General features: G+C 61.2%; 14 protein-coding genes. 6 read left to right on the forward strand and 8 right to left on the reverse strand.

Features of this window, described 5'->3' with window-relative positions; genetic code table 11:
* Window positions 1-186 precede the first annotated feature (186 nt).
* The 4 genes from FJ319_02685 to FJ319_02700 all read right to left on the reverse strand — a co-directional run bounded on the left by FJ319_02685 (window position 187) and on the right by FJ319_02700 (window position 3,788).
* Window positions 187-1,599: an NAD(P)(+) transhydrogenase (Re/Si-specific) subunit beta gene (locus FJ319_02685; protein ID MBM3933199.1), complete on the reverse strand. Its 1,413-nt coding sequence runs from the start codon at window positions 1,597-1,599 to the stop codon at window positions 187-189.
* A complete protein-coding gene (locus FJ319_02690) occupies window positions 1,596-1,895 on the reverse strand; it encodes an NAD(P) transhydrogenase subunit alpha (protein ID MBM3933200.1) in 300 nt (99 codons plus the stop codon). Before FJ319_02690 ends, FJ319_02685 begins: the two co-directional genes overlap by 4 nt.
* A 43-nt stretch (window positions 1,896-1,938) precedes the next feature.
* Complete coding sequence (locus FJ319_02695) at window positions 1,939-3,099, reverse strand: Re/Si-specific NAD(P)(+) transhydrogenase subunit alpha (GenBank protein MBM3933201.1); 1,161 nt, start codon at window positions 3,097-3,099, stop codon at window positions 1,939-1,941.
* An 83-nt stretch (window positions 3,100-3,182) separates the two neighbouring features.
* Window positions 3,183-3,788, reverse strand: a complete 606-nt coding sequence (locus tag FJ319_02700; protein ID MBM3933202.1) for a hypothetical protein — start codon at window positions 3,786-3,788, stop codon at window positions 3,183-3,185.
* Window positions 3,789-4,008: 220 nt separating this feature from the next.
* Between FJ319_02700 and FJ319_02705 the strand changes: the two genes are divergently transcribed.
* Both FJ319_02705 and FJ319_02710 read left to right on the forward strand, forming a co-directional pair.
* Window positions 4,009-5,406, forward strand: a complete 1,398-nt coding sequence (locus tag FJ319_02705) for a trehalose-6-phosphate synthase (protein ID MBM3933203.1) — start codon at window positions 4,009-4,011, stop codon at window positions 5,404-5,406.
* Window positions 5,407-5,502: 96 nt separating this feature from the next.
* Complete coding sequence (locus tag FJ319_02710) at window positions 5,503-6,627, forward strand: L-threonine 3-dehydrogenase (protein ID MBM3933204.1); 1,125 nt, start codon at window positions 5,503-5,505, stop codon at window positions 6,625-6,627.
* Window positions 6,628-6,677: 50 nt separating this feature from the next.
* On the opposite strand, the gene FJ319_02715 is transcribed toward FJ319_02710, so the two are convergent.
* The gene (locus tag FJ319_02715) at window positions 6,678-7,079 is read right to left on the reverse strand and encodes an MgtC/SapB family protein (GenBank protein MBM3933205.1); all 402 of its coding nucleotides are present in this window, start codon (window positions 7,077-7,079) and stop codon (window positions 6,678-6,680) included.
* A 66-nt stretch (window positions 7,080-7,145) separates the two neighbouring features.
* On the opposite strand from FJ319_02715, the gene FJ319_02720 reads away from it, so the two are divergent.
* A complete protein-coding gene (locus FJ319_02720; GenBank protein ID MBM3933206.1) occupies window positions 7,146-8,087 on the forward strand; it encodes a cysteine synthase family protein in 942 nt (313 codons plus the stop codon).
* A 9-nt stretch (window positions 8,088-8,096) separates the two neighbouring features.
* On the opposite strand, the gene FJ319_02725 is transcribed toward FJ319_02720, so the two are convergent.
* Window positions 8,097-8,999 (reverse strand): universal stress protein, encoded by a 903-nt coding sequence (locus FJ319_02725; GenBank protein MBM3933207.1) that lies wholly within the window; start codon window positions 8,997-8,999, stop codon window positions 8,097-8,099.
* Window positions 9,000-9,186: 187 nt separating this feature from the next.
* On the opposite strand from FJ319_02725, the gene FJ319_02730 reads away from it, so the two are divergent.
* Genes FJ319_02730 through FJ319_02740 form a run of 3 tightly spaced genes read left to right on the forward strand, consistent with a single transcriptional unit; the run spans window position 9,187 to window position 12,587 of the window.
* Window positions 9,187-10,092 carry an ATP-binding cassette domain-containing protein gene (locus FJ319_02730; GenBank protein ID MBM3933208.1) on the forward strand — a complete coding sequence of 302 codons (906 nt, stop codon included), beginning with the start codon at window positions 9,187-9,189 and terminating at the stop codon, window positions 10,090-10,092.
* A complete protein-coding gene (locus FJ319_02735) occupies window positions 10,073-11,329 on the forward strand; it encodes an ABC transporter permease (GenBank protein MBM3933209.1) in 1,257 nt (418 codons plus the stop codon). The genes FJ319_02730 and FJ319_02735 overlap by 20 nt, the downstream gene beginning before the upstream one ends.
* 7 nt (window positions 11,330-11,336) lie before the next feature.
* Window positions 11,337-12,587 (forward strand): ABC transporter permease, encoded by a 1,251-nt coding sequence (locus tag FJ319_02740; GenBank protein ID MBM3933210.1) that lies wholly within the window; start codon window positions 11,337-11,339, stop codon window positions 12,585-12,587.
* A gap of 77 nt (window positions 12,588-12,664) precedes the next feature.
* Here the strand turns inward: FJ319_02740 and FJ319_02745 are convergent, their stop codons facing one another.
* Window positions 12,665-13,384, reverse strand: a complete 720-nt coding sequence (locus FJ319_02745) for a hypothetical protein (protein ID MBM3933211.1) — start codon at window positions 13,382-13,384, stop codon at window positions 12,665-12,667.
* A 60-nt stretch (window positions 13,385-13,444) separates the two neighbouring features.
* Window positions 13,445-14,290: a hypothetical protein gene (locus FJ319_02750; protein MBM3933212.1), complete on the reverse strand. Its 846-nt coding sequence runs from the start codon at window positions 14,288-14,290 to the stop codon at window positions 13,445-13,447.
* Between the last annotated feature and the right edge of the window lie 22 nt (window positions 14,291-14,312).

Below are 14,312 nucleotides of genomic sequence, written 5' to 3' on the forward strand. Positions count from 1 at the left end.
CCTGGAAATGGATATCTTATGCAGCGCCCGCGCGCGTAATGCAATGTTCGACTAGTCATACTATTGTCCGACAGATGCCTTCGGGAAGTCTAGTTTCGTAGCTGTCTCATACGTGACAAGGAGCTAGTGACGAATGAGGCAGAGGTGGCGCCCCGGACAGCCCGGGGCGCCTTTGCACATCGAGGATCAGGAGAGGGCCTTCATCTCGGTGATCAGCTTCACCAGCGATGCCTGGGCGTCGCCGAAGAGCATGACGGAGTTGGGCTTGTAGAATAGATCGTTATCGAGGCCTGCAAAGCCCGGATTCATGCTGCGCTTCATCACGATTACCTGCTTGGCCTTGTCAACGTTCAGCACCGGCATGCCGTAGATCGGGCTGCCAGGGTTATCGCGTGCGGCCGGGTTCACAACGTCGTTCGCGCCGACCACCAGCACTATGTCAGTATCCTCGAACTTGTCGTTGATCTGGTCCAGGTCGTACAGCTTGTCGTACGGCACGTCCGCTTCGGCCAGGAGAACGTTCATATGTCCAGGCATGCGGCCGGCAACCGGGTGTATGGCGTACTTCACGTCCACACCGCGGTTCTCCATCATCGTCGCCAGCTCTTTGATCTGGTGCTGAGCGCGCGCAACTGCGAGGCCGTAACCGGGCACGAAGACCGCCCTCTGGGCATAAGCCAGAGCGATAGCCGCGTCCTCCGGAGTCGCCTCCCGGTAGGCCTTGGGGCCTCCCGCCGCCTGCGCGCCCTTTCCGCCCGTCGCCGCCGCGCCAAACGCTCCGAAGAGCACATTGAGCAGCGAACGGTTCATCGCCTTCGTCATCACCTGGGTGAGGATGATGCCGGACGCGCCTACCAGGGAGCCCGCCACGATAAGGAGGACGTTATTCAGGGCAAAGCCGGCCGCCGCCGCCGCCAGTCCGGAGTAAGAGTTCAACAGGGAGATCACAACGGGCATGTCCGCGCCGCCGATCGGGATCACAAGGAGCACGCCGAGGAGCAGGCACGCGATCGACAGCCCTATGAACAGCGGCACATTGTCCATAATGAGCGCCACGACGGCCATGGCCAGAATGGCGATAGCCACTACGCCGCTCACGACCTTCTGGAACGGGAATTGGACCGGCTTTGTGGAGATAACCTCCTGAAGCTTGCCGAAGGCGATGAGGCTTCCGGAGAGCGTGATCCAGCCGATGATGACGCCGAGGACTATCGAGATCTCGATGTCGATGGGTATGTCTGCGGGCGACTCCGCCAGCTTCATAAACTCGTCGATGGCCACGAGCGCGGAGGCCGCGCCGCCGAAGCCGTTAAATGCGGCAACGAACTGCGGCATCGCAGTCATCTTGACCATCCGGGCCATTACCGCTCCGAGCGCCGTGCCTACCACCAGTCCGGCGATAATCACCGGGAAGGTGACAATCTGGCGGTCCAGCAGTGTGACGACGATTGCCAGGAGCATGCCCGCGGCGGAGACGCGGTTGCCGTTGCGCGCGGTGGCCGCCGAGCCCAGCAGCTTCAGGCCGATGATGAACAGGACGGCCGATACGAGATAGGCGACTTTTATTGCGAATGCTATGTCGAATGAGGAGGTGTTCATGACCGCTTGTTACGAGGTTCCTTTCTAAACATCTGCAACATGCGGTCGGTAACCACGAAGCCGCCGACCACGTTGATCATTGCCAGGACCACTGCGAGGAATCCCAATACCGTCGCCGTTACGCCGCCCTCACGGCCGGCAACAATGAGCGCGCCGAGGATAACGATGCCCGAGACAGCGTTTGCGCCGGACATCAGAGGGGTGTGCAGGGTAGGCGGCACCTTGGTAATGAGGACGTACCCAACGAAAATCGCGAGAACGAAGATGTAGATTTGATCGAGTAGCCCGGAGTCTATCATCGGCTTTGGCGCCTCCAGAGTGACCTAGTTTGCCGTTGGATCAGGACTTCGCCGATGGCTTCAAAAGCGCGGCCGTCGGCTCGTGGGCGATGGCCCCGGCGTGCGTAATGCAGCAGCCCTTGATGATATCGTCCGCGAGGTTGAGCTCCATCAGCCCCTTCTTGACGAACAGTGCGAGCAGGTTGGAGATATTGCGGGCGTACATCTGGCTTGCATGGGTCGAGAGGGAGCTGGCAAGGTTCAGCGGTCCAACGACGGACACGTTGTCCACGACAACGGTCTCGCCCGCCTTCGTCAGCGCGCAGTTGCCGCCCGTCTCAACGGCGATATCTACGATGACCGCTCCCGGCTTCATATCCCGCACCATGTCGGCATCGATCAGGATGGGCGCCTTGCGGCCCGGTATCGCTGCCGTAGTTATAACGAAGTCCATCTCCTTCACCGCGTTGGCGATGAGCTGGCGGGCCTTGTCCTGTGACTCCTTCGAAAGCTCCTTGGCGTAGCCTCCGGCGGTCTCGGTCTGCTCCGTGAGCTGTACTTGAAGGAAGGTGGCGCCAAGGCTCTCCACCTGCTCCTTCACGGCGGGGCGGACATCGCAGGCCGAAACGACCGCTCCGAGCCTGCGTGCGGTGGCGATCGCCTGTAGCCCGGCTACCCCCGCGCCCAGAACAAGGCCCTTGGCCGGGGCGATGGTGCCGGCGGCGGTGACCATCATCGGGAAGAATTTGGCAAGCGACTCTGCAGCGATGAGCGCCGCGCGGTAACCTGCGATAGACGCCATGGAAGACAGTGCGTCCATGCTCTGCGCGCGCGCCGTCCTTGGGATAGTGTCCATGCTGAAGCTGGTGACCTTGCGGGCAGCGAGCTTTTGGACAAGGTCCAGGTTCGTCGCGGGGTAAATAAATGCAATGAGCGCCGTCCCTTCGCGCATCATGTCAAGCTCATGCGCGTTCAGGTGCTTGTTGACCATCGGGCGCTGGACTTTCACAACTAGGTCTGCGCTCTTGTATATCTCCGCGGCGTTGGGCACGATGACCGCGCCGGCATCGGCAAACGCCTTGTCCGGGATTAGCGATTCCGCGCCAGCGCCGGCCTCAACCAGCACGTCGTTACCGGCTGTCTTTAGTTTTCCAATGGACTGTGGTACGAGGGCGACCCTTCTCTCACCGGGTGCGATCTCTCGAGGAACAGCTATTTTCACGACACACTCCTGGAGCATGATGCGAAAGGCGCGAAACGTACCCTATCTTATCACACGGGTTGGACAGCGCTGAACCTGGCGGATCAGGAAGAGCGCACCGCGTAACGCACGATGGTGCGCAGCTTCTCCGGCGCCACGCGGCCCGGGTCGGAGAAGTAAATCTCGTGGTGGGTCCCCGCAATCTCAAGGCCCTGCCGTTCAGCGAAATTCATTATCTCTGCCACGGTCCTTGCCTCCATGTCATAAGGGCCGACATGGAGCATCTGGACCGCGCGGCCCTCTGACAGCGCCTCCAGTTTGACATCGTCAACTGCCGGCGACTTGCCCTTCTCCTTGAGCGCCACGGCGGCCCCCGCCAGGTCGCCAGCCTTGATGAAGTCCGGCGTGCGGATCATGAGCTTCCACTTCCAGTCGTCTGCGGGGAGCTCCCCGCTGGCCTCGTCGTGGGTCCAGTACAGGGCTTCGAGGGCGCTGATTTTGTAGTCCTGTCCGCCGGCCTTTTTTCGGGAGAATTTGATGGTATATGCCATGCCATATAACGCACCGATCCTTTCCTGGAAACCGGGGCCTCCGGGCGCGCCGGAGCCGTCGATTGCCAGGTACACGGCCTGCTCCGGTTCCACGATCACCGGCGTTCGAGACTGCACGTATTCGTACTCGTGGAGCTTCATCAGGTCCAGCTTGTCCATAGGTGTACCCCTGTCCAACTTGCTTGGGGCCGGGCGAACAATACCATTAACTCAAACGGCTGTGAACGTCGCATAAGCAGGTACGCGATTCCTGTGAAGAAGCCGTGAAGTGCCGACAAGGGGGTGACGTTGCTCGGCGTGTAGTATAAGCTTCAATAAGGGGTGGGAGGGGAAGCACAAGGCGGGTCTGAAGCGGCCTGCCCGTCGATGGAGTGTTAAGATGACCGCTGCTGGACGCCTTGTGATAGTCTCCAATCGGCTGCCGTCCTTGCAGCAGCCTTCGGATAGCGGCGACGCCCAGAGTCTGCCGGTGGGCGGCCTGGTGAGCGCCCTCAGCTCCGCGCTGGCGCACAGGAAGGCGCTGTGGGTCGGCTGGAGCGGCGAGGTGTCCGAGAAAGTCGCCTCCATACGCCCAGCGATTTCCGATGCGGGAGGGGTCACCCTCGCCGCCCTCGATCTGTCTCGCGGAGAGATTAACCAGTTCTACAACAACTTCTGCAACCGCACGCTCTGGCCCCTGCTGCACAGCTTCCCGGGCAAAATGGCCGTCAGCCACGAAGCCTACCGGGCCTACCTCAGGGCGAACCGGCACTACGCCGAGGCTGTGGCGGGCATGCTGGACAAGGACGATGTGGTCTGGGTCCATGACTATCATCTCCTGGCGCTGGGTTCCGAATTGCGCAAGCTGGGCTGGACAGGGAAGACTGGCTTCTTCCTGCATACGCCATTCCCGCCGGCGGAGCTATTCGCCGTTCTGCCCTGGGCGCCGCGCATCCTTGAAATGATCATGGACTTCGATCTCTTCGGGCTCCACACCCGGCAGTACGCCCGCAATTTGTACGACGCCCTCTCGGCCGAGCTCCCCGGCGCCGTGATAGGCGACTCGTTCATCTACGGCGAGCGCTCGCTCAACATCCGCGTTTATCCCATCGGTATCGATCCGGCGCCATTCGCGGACCCCGCGTTCGGTTCGACGGCGACCGAGCTGGGCTCATTCCTTAAGCGAGAAGGCAGAAGGCACCACATCGTGCTCGGTGTCGACAGGCTGGACTATACAAAGGGGATTGTTCAGCGACTGCAGACGTTCGAGCACTTGCTGGAGCACTATCCGGCGCTCAGGGGAGAGATAAGCCTCGTGCAGATATCGGCCCCTTCGCGCAGCCGGGTGCCGGAGTATGTGGAAGAGCGACAGCGGGTGGACGAGCTCGTTGGGCGCATCAACGGCCGCTATTCTGAAGGCGAATGGATCCCCATCCGGTACCTTTACAGGTCGTTTCCGCAAGACGAGCTGGTGGGCTTTTACCGGGAGGCGGACGTGTGCCTGATAACGCCGCTGAGGTACGGTATGAACCTGGTGGCCAAGGAGTTCGTGGCGGCGCAGCTTGACGACCCCGGCGTGCTCGTCCTCTCCAAATTCTGCGGCGCGGCGGAGATGATGCAGGACGCCCTCATCGTCAACCCGTATGACATTGAGGGCACCGCCGCAGCAATCTACCGCGCCCTGCGCATGCCGAAGTCGGCCCGCGTGCGCCGGCGGGACGCGCTCATGCAGAACATCAATGCTTTCACTGCGCAGGCGTGGTCGGAGGCGTTTCTGGGCGACCTTGAGGGCGTGTAATTACGTACCTCTTTTCGCGTTGTGCCTGCTACAATGTTGTACCTGTAAGATGGGCCGCTGCCACGCGCCTAACGGGAGACTGAAATGACTGAGATGATGACGGCTGTCCGCAAGATTGGACGCGAAAAGGGGTTCGTTGTCGAGAGGGTGCCGATTCCGAAGGTCGGCTCGCACGATGTCCTTGTTCAAGTAGAGGCGGCCAGCGTTTGCGGCACGGACCTCCACCTCTGGAAGTGGGACGAATGGGCGGCGCAGCGAATCAAGCCGCCGCTGACGGTGGGACACGAGTTCGCGGGCACTGTCGTTGAAGTAGGTGAGTCGGTGGAGCACGCCAAGGTTGGCGATTACGTCTCCGCCGAGAGCCACGTAACATGCGGCATGTGCTTCCAGTGCCGGACCGGCCAGGCCCACATGTGCCCGCAGACGAAGATCCTCGGCATCGACCGGGACGGCGCGTTCGCCGAGTACATCTCCATCCCGGAGAAGGTGGTCTGGCAGAACGACCGGAGCAAGCTTCCGCCGGAGATCGCCACGCTCCAGGAGCCGTTCGGGAACGCCGTCTTCTCCACGCTTGCGCACGATCTGGCCGGTCAGAGCGTTGCAGTGCTCGGCTGCGGCCCCGTCGGACTCTTCTCGATCAGCATCGCAAAGGCCTCTGGCGCTTCCAACGTTCTGGCTACGGACATTAACGACTACAGGCTCGGCCTGGCAAAGACCCTGGGCGCCAAGACCTTCAATCCACGAAACAACCCCACGAAGATGGAGACCTGGAAGTGGCTCGTCCAGGCCAACGAAGGGTTCGGGGTCGACATCGTTCTGGAGATGAGCGGCGCGCCCCTGGCCATCGACGACGCCTTCAAGGCGGTCCGCAACGGAGGTCGCGTGACGCTGTTCGGCATACCCTCAGCGCCCGTGAAGATCGACGTTGCGGAGAGCATGATCTTCAAAAACCTTACAGTGCTGGCCCTGAATGGCCGGCGCATCTTTGACACCTGGTACCGGACGCGGTGGCTGCTGGAGAGCGGTGTGGTAGACCTGCGGCCGCTTATTACGCACCAGATGGGCCTTGAGGATGTCAACAAGGCCGCCGGCCTGCTGGACGGAGGCGAGGCCTGCAAGATAATCCTGCGTCCCAAGCCGGACGGCAAAAAAGTGAGCGGCAGCACCAGCGGAACGTCAGACACCGATGCGAACGTCCGCGGTCACCTGATGCACCGGTAAGGTAAACGAGGCGTGGCGTCGTCGCAGCGGCGCCCCGCGTTCTACTGGTCTCATTTGCCGCCGGTGGGCATGAAACGCAGGACAAATAAGGTAAGGGCGGTAGACACAATCGCGATGAGATACAGCCCGGCCCCGGATGCCATGCCGATGGCCGCGGCGGTCCAAATGGTTGCAGCCGTTGTCAGGCCTTTGACATTGGCCCCTTCGCGAAGAATGGTCCCGGCCCCAAGAAAGCCGATGCCGGTAACGATCTGGGCGGCGACGCGGGCGTTGTCCCACCCGGCGGCGAAGCCGAATATGGAGACGATCGTAAAAAGAGCTGCTCCCATGCACACAAGCGTCTGGGTCCGCAGCCCCGCCGGCTTCCGGGCGCCCTCGCGCTCCCATCCGATCGCAATGCCCAACGACAGCGCCAGCGCCATTCTGGCGGCCAGTGTAATTTCCTGCTCCATCGTCAGCCTGAAAATGCTCTCCATGAGACCATTATCGCGGGCTGAAAGCGAATCCATGTGAAAGAAATGCGGAGTCCAATGCCCCCGGTTGAACTACTCCAAATGATCGGCAACACGCCGCTCGTCAGGCTCAAGCGCCTTTCTCCCAGGCGGGGAGTCAGCGTTTACGCCAAGCTTGAAGGACAGAACCCGTCCGGGAGCATCAAGGACAGGGTCGTCCTGGGGATGATCCGGGCGGCCGAGCACCGTGGCGACCTCCGGCCCGGTATGACCATCGTAGAGGCGAGCAGCGGGAACACCGCAATCGCGCTGGCGATGATCGGCAAGCAGATGGGCTATTCGGCAAGCGTCGTGGTCCCGAAGGACGCCGCCCCGAACATCGGCGACATACTGAACGCGTACGGCGCGGAGGTCGTCTGGTGCGAGTCGCGGGGCGGCATGAAGGGCGCAATTGAGCAGGCGAGGGAAATGGGCGCCAGGGCCGGATGCTACTACCTTGGCCAGTTTGTGGACCAGGTGAACATCCAGACTCACTACGAGTGCACGGGCAAAGAGATAGCCGAGGCGCTGGACCGCATAGACGTATTCGTCGCGGGGATCGGCACCAGCGGGACAATTATGGGAGTGGGCCGGCGGCTGCGCGAGAAGTTTCCACAAGTCAGGATCATTGGCGTTGAGCCGCAAATGGGCGAGCGGCTACAAGGTCTTAGGAACATCTCTGAGGGGTATATGCCCTCGCTGCTGGACATGGACATGCTCTCCGGCAGGTTCCTCCTGGACAGCGCGAGCGCCATCCGGGCCACCCATAGAATCATCCAGTCCGAAGGAATCCTCGCAGGCGTCTCAGCGGGCGCGACAGTTCACGTGGCTATGCGCCTGGCAGAAAAAATGGATGAGGGAAACATCGTCGTCATGTTTTCCGACGGAGCGTGGAAGTACCTCCCCGCGCGCCCGTGGGACGCGGCGGCGCGCGGAGACGAACAACTGGACGAAACGTACTGGTGGTAACCAGCGGGCCTACGACGGGACGATCAGTACGGCATCACCTGTGTGCCTGACGACGCTCTCCGCAACGCTGCCCAGTATCCACTTGGTCAGTCCGGAACGTCCGTCCGTGGTCATGACGATAATCTCGTCCCGGGTCTCCCGCGCATAATCGACCAGTGTGCCTGAGGGATGTCCCAGGAACACCTTCCAGTTCACCTTGAGCCCTCTTTCCGCCACCCGTTTTGCGACCTCAGCCAGGTACGCCTTTGCCTCCCCCTGCAGCACTTCGTCAAAATACACCGGCGGCGAATAGACCGTGCCCATATATGGGGAGGCCCCGATCCGAACGATCCTGACGAGCTCTAGCTCCAGGGACATACGCCCCGCAATCTCCTCACCAAATGGGAGTGCGCGCTCTGCAAGCTCCGAACCGTCCAGCGGCACAATGACTTTTGAAATCTCGGCCCGCCTGAGGTTCTGAGCCGAGTCGCTCTCCCTCGGGTTAATGGTGAGAACGGGGACACTGGCGGAGTGGAGCACTTTGTCCGTCACGGAGCCCAGCACACCCCGGCCGAGCATATTTCGCCCGTGAGTAGCCATCGCGATTATGTCGCACCTCTCCGCCTCAGCCACGCGCACGATCTCCTCGGCCGCGATGCCGGTCGATATGGAAAAGGCAGCGCTCACCCCGTGATCAACCAGGCGCTTCGTCAACGCCGTCAGCCGCTCCTTCGCCGCGGTTGAAAGGGCCGCGCCGATTCCCCCGTTGCCTGTTTCTCCCTGCCTTCCCGCCGCCGGCGCGGCGTCATCCGGGTCTATCACAGTGAGCAACATAACCCTGCTTCCAAGGGACGCCGCGAACCGCTCCACATATGGCAAAATGGCCTCCGCCAGTTCGGAGCCGTCCAGGGGTACAAGGACCTTGTTAAACATGGCTGACCTTTCGCCGGCAGGTGTTGGGAGCGTCCGGCTCCAGAATCATATTCCTGTGGGCGTTCGCCCGCAATCCACGAATCCGTTTTACGTATGGCTATCATTTCGTATGTGGACAGGAGGAAAATAGAAGACGGGGTAATCGTCGAGGGGTTGAAAAAGACAAACGTTCGCTCAGGAGCGGGATGTGACCTCAGCATTGCAGTTGGAGAACGTCAGCAAGACCTACGGCAAGAGACGCGTGGTGGACGGCGTGTCAATGGAAGTCTCGCGGGGAGAGGTATTCGGACTGCTGGGGCCGAACGGCTCCGGCAAGACCACATCTATCAGAATGGCGCTGGACATCATCAAGCCCGACTCAGGCACCGTGAGCCTCCTTGGCGATATGCCACTGCGTGACGCGCTCTCACGGGTGGGTTATTTGCCGGAGGAGCGCGGTCTTTACCAGCGATCAAAGGTCACTGAGATCCTCTCGTTCCTGGGTAGACTCAAGCGAATGGAGCCGTCAAAGGCGGCCGCCCGTGCTGCGGAGATGCTCCAACGAGTGGGACTGTATGAGCACCGCGACAAAAAGGTGAACGCCCTTTCACGAGGCATGAACCAGCTTGTACAGTTCGCCGGCGCTCTCATTCACGAGCCGGATCTCATAGTCCTCGACGAGCCGTTCTCAGGCCTGGACCCACTGAATGTGAAGCTTATGAAAGAGATAATCGGCGAACAGAAGGCCCGTGGGGCGGCCGTCATTTTCAGCACCCACCAGATGGCGGACGTTGAAGAGCTTTGCCAACGTGTGTTCCTCATTTCCGACGGCAAACGGCTTCTCTACGGGGACCTGATGGAGATAAAGAGGGCTCGTGGGAAGAGGAATGTCCGCGTCTCCGCGCCCAGCGTCCTCGAGTCCATACCCGGGGTTTCTCGAGCCGAGCGTCGGAACGGCTTTATGGAGTACGTCCTGGGCGAATCACTGAAACCTGAGCACGTGTTAAGGGCCTACCTGGACGCAGGCCTGCCCGTGGACCGTTACGAGGTTGCGCTGCCCACACTGAATGAGATCTTCATCGAGGAGGTGAGCCGTGCCCGCGCCTCGAGGTGAGATGACAGTGATCTTCATAGAGGAAATCAGGAGGACCGTCCGGAGGACCTCGTACGTCCTGATCCTCCTGTCCGTCCCGGTTCTGCTACTGGCGCTACTGGCAATCGTTCCGGCAGTGAAGGCGTTCACCGAACGCGAAGGCGCTGCGGAACAGCCAAGGCCGGCGGCCATCGTTAGCCTTGCCCCGGAAGTGCCGCTCGCGGGCGAAGGCCCTGCGGGATATGTGTACCTTTCATCGCGGGCGGAAGGGATCGATCGTCTCGTCAAAGGGGAGATTCGCGACTTGTTCGTTGTTCCGGAAGACTACGTCTCGTCCGGCCGCGTAGAGTGGGTCAGGAAAGGCGGCAGCTTGCTTGCCGGTTTCGACCCAGGCCCGGACGCTGCAACAGGCGCGACAGTGGAAGCGGTACTGCGGTCGTCGCTGGCGGCACAGTCCCTGTCCCGGGAGGTGCTGGGAAGGGCTCTCTCTCCCGCGGCGTTCAGTATGGTACGAGTAGACGAGAACGGCAGTCCCATTCCGGCGGATGGTGCGGACGACCTGGCGAAGTTCTTTACGTCCTTCATCGGCGGGATGCTGCTGATATTCTCGATCATCGCGGGCGGGAGCAGCCTGCTCCAGAGCGTTGCTGAGGAGAAAGAGAACCGCATGGTCGAGGTCCTCCTGACATCGGCACGGCCGTTCACCATCATGGCAGGCAAAGTCCTGGCAATCGGACTCTCCGGCCTCTTCATGATGGCCGTCTGGGTAGGCTCCATCCTCGCCATTCTACCCCGGGTATTCGAGCTCATCCCCGGTTCGCCGACCGTGCCGATAGACGCCGGGACCGCCGCATGGGTGCTGGCATTTTATGTCGCCGGGTACTTCATCAGCGGCATACTCCTCGCGGCCATGGGCGCGGCGACGACCGGCGTCAAGGAAGCCAACCAGATGTCCACGATTGTCATTCTTCCGATGGTTGCCCCCATGTGGTTCCTGGCGCCCATCGTAAGCGAGCCGAACGGGGTGCTGGCCAGAGCGCTGTCCTTCTTCCCTATGACTGCGCCCATGACTGCAATGCTGAGGCTGGCCGCTGAGCCGCCTTCCGTGCTCGAATTGGGCGCAAGTCTAGCGATAATGGTCGTCTCAAGCATCGGTCTGCTCTGGCTGGCGGCGCGGATTTTCCGTGCCGGCATCCTGATGTACGGGCAGCGAATGACCCTGAGGCGTTTCACCAGAGCACTCAAAGAGGCAGGGTAGGGCAGCCATGGCAAACAGGTTGCATGAGTTCACAACAATCTGTATTGAAGAGGTCCGCCGAAACTCCCGGAGGGTGTGGTATCGCATTTCGACTCTGTTCGTTCCGGTCGCGCTCCTCCTGGCAGTCATGCTGACCCCAATAGTGAAAGAGTTGCTCCAGGACGATGGCAGTCCGCAGGGGGGGCAGGTCGCCGCGGACGTAGGGCTGGTTGACCTGGCGGGCGTCGTGCGCCCGGCCCAGGCCGCCGCCGAGAAGGTACGTCTTTTCGAGTCCAGAGACTCCGGAGTAGCCGCCATGGTGCAAAAGGAGATAACTTACCTCTTCGTCGTGGCGGACGACTATCTTCTTTCAGGAGGAATAGAGTGGGTCCACATGAGCGCCGGAATCTCCGCCGGCTTTGCCAGCGAGTCACTCGGCCCGCGCATAGAGCGGCTACTTCGGAGCAGCCTCATTGAAGGCGCGCTGCCGCCGCCGCTGGAGACGCGCTTCCTCCAGCCCGCGCTCTACGACGCCCGACAGATCGGCGACGACGGGAACGTCAACGAGTCTGGAAGAGAGACAGGTTTTATCTCTGTCTCTTACATCTTCACGATACTGCTCATGTTCGCGATGTTCACCGGCGGGAACTTCTCGATGGAGAGTGTGTCGGACGAGAAACAGAACCGGATGATGGAGATTCTGGTGACGTCCGTTTCCCCACTGTGGATGATGGCAGGCAAGGTGGCGGGCAATGGCATCCTTGGCCTGGTGCAGGTTGTAGCGTGGGGGGCATCGATGGCCTTCCTTGGTCCGCGTGTCCTGAGCAATCTGCCGGACCTTACGCAGGTTCAGATCGACCCCGCAATTCTCATTTGGCTCGTGGCGTTCTTTATCGCCGGCTACTTTGTGATGGCGGTAGTGATGGCAGGGATTGGGGCGGCGACAACCTCCTACAAGGAGAGCTCCCAGATGTCTGTGCTCATCACTATTCCTGCCGTTTCTCCACTATGGTTCTTCCCTGCGATCTCTGGTGACCCTTTTGGCCCGCTCGCCCGGGCGCTCTCCTTCTTCCCTGTGACGGCCCCCATGACTATGATGCTTCGAATGGGCGCCGCTGACATACCTGTGTGGGAGGTGCTGGTCAGCCTGGCCGTGACCATCGCCGGCGGAATGGTGCTGCTGTGGTTATCCGCGCGGGTCTTCAGGGCGGGCCTTTTGATGTACGGTCAGAAGATGTCGCTCGGAAAGGTCTTCAAAGCGTTGCGACAGGCCTCTTAGTTGTGTGGGAGGGTTGGGATGGACGAGCGTCTCCGGCAAGTTATTCAAATTGAGACCGAGATTTTCATTATTACCATCTAAGCATGTTTGGCCCAAATCTCCACATTCAGGACGGCAATTTGGGATTTGATACGCTCATCTCTTTCGATCAGTACAATCTCGAGCGCGTGCACGCCCTTCGCGGCCATTGCAGGCTCCAGCTTCCAGACAAGCCAGCTGCTCTCGGTCACGTCCGAAGGGTTGCCGGCGTCTACAGCGGCCGTGTTTGTGATTTGTGGCTCCGGTAGATCGCGCCCATCCAGCACCACGCGGACGCGGTCGGCCGGGCTGAAGTGGTCCAGCTCAACGTGGAGCTCAAAGGCAACCGAGCCTGGCGGTCGGTCGTCGTGCACGGCAAGATGGAACGTGGGGCCAGTGCCCGTCAGTGTGCGGTATAGCTTCACCGGCACCTCTCCGGCCAGGCGGTCGTCCCTCTCCGCCCCGTAGCGCGGCTCCGACTTCGGGCGCTCTAGGCGCTTGAGCGAGGAGTAGACCTTGTCCACGCCCTCCAGCGTTTTCGGTGAGCCAATCGTCGTGAGCAGCGGCCTGTGGGACGAAACGGTCCCGTGCCAGTTGAAGATGTGGATGCCGTCAGCACCGCGACGATAGTACCCGTAGGCGAGTCCCCTGAACCATGCCTCTCTCCACTTCTTCGCCGGGACGAGCCGGCCTGTCCCACCCTCCCCGTGGCTGTCAAAACCGGGGTAGAGCTTGATTGGGGCGTCGCCGATCAGGCGTCGATAGCCTTCGACGTCCACCCCGGGGTCCGTTCCGGAGTTGGCGTTCGTGGCAATAATGTCGCATAGCCCGTCTCGTATTCACGTTTCCAGGTCGTAGCCAATCTTGTGGCAGGTCTCCAGGGTCGCTCCCACGCGGACAAGCACATAGAAGGGCCTGCCGCGTTCCTGTGCGATCCTGTCCGTTAGCGACCGTACTCCGCGCTGAAGGTCCGTGAGCGTATACATAAGGCGGTACGCGTCGTGCTCTGGCAGGTGAAACGCGTGGCGCTGCCAGTCGATCTCGATGCCATCCCAATCGGCGAGTCGGCAGGTCTCCTCTATGTAGGTGAGGCGCATTTGCCGGACTTCCGGGATGGCGAGGTTCCAGGAAGTCGATGCCCACCGCGGCGCCTGGTCGGCCCCCAGCAGCCATTCGGGATGGCCCTTTCGGACGCTGGTCAGGGCGTGGCGCGAGACGCTGGTGATGGTCTCCGGCGTAAGCGGTGGCGCCGTGCGGGTCTTATCCGACCAGAAGTGGTTGTCGTTCATGCGCACGGCTGCGTAGACGTGCATGCCAAGCTCGCGGCCGCCCCTCACGATTGCGCCGTACGGGTTTTCGCCGCGATCGTACATTCCCCAGAGACCCTCTACCCGGCGAGTGTGCTCCACGTCATCGTAACGCCGTCCTTCGCCGCTCCCATACAGGGGCAGTTGCTTCGATGGCCACCGCGCCTCCTCCGCGCCAACGCACCAGGTCATGGCGCCCACCTGCGTGTCCTTTATGGGTGCATAGATTAGATCTACAAGCTGCTGCGCCGTTTGAGGGTACTCGGAGTAACCGTGAGGCGTCCCGTCCCAGTTGTAGATAATCCCGTAGTCCGGCGGCGGCGTGCGGGCCATGTTGAGCTCCCTTGGCTGAATGGCGATGTTATACCACTTTTGCACCGATGGTAACAGCCCGAGCTTC

The sequence above is a fragment of the SAR202 cluster bacterium genome (assembly GCA_016872355.1).
Classification (GTDB): Bacteria; Chloroflexota; Dehalococcoidia; order Lucifugimonadales; family VGZY01; genus VGZY01.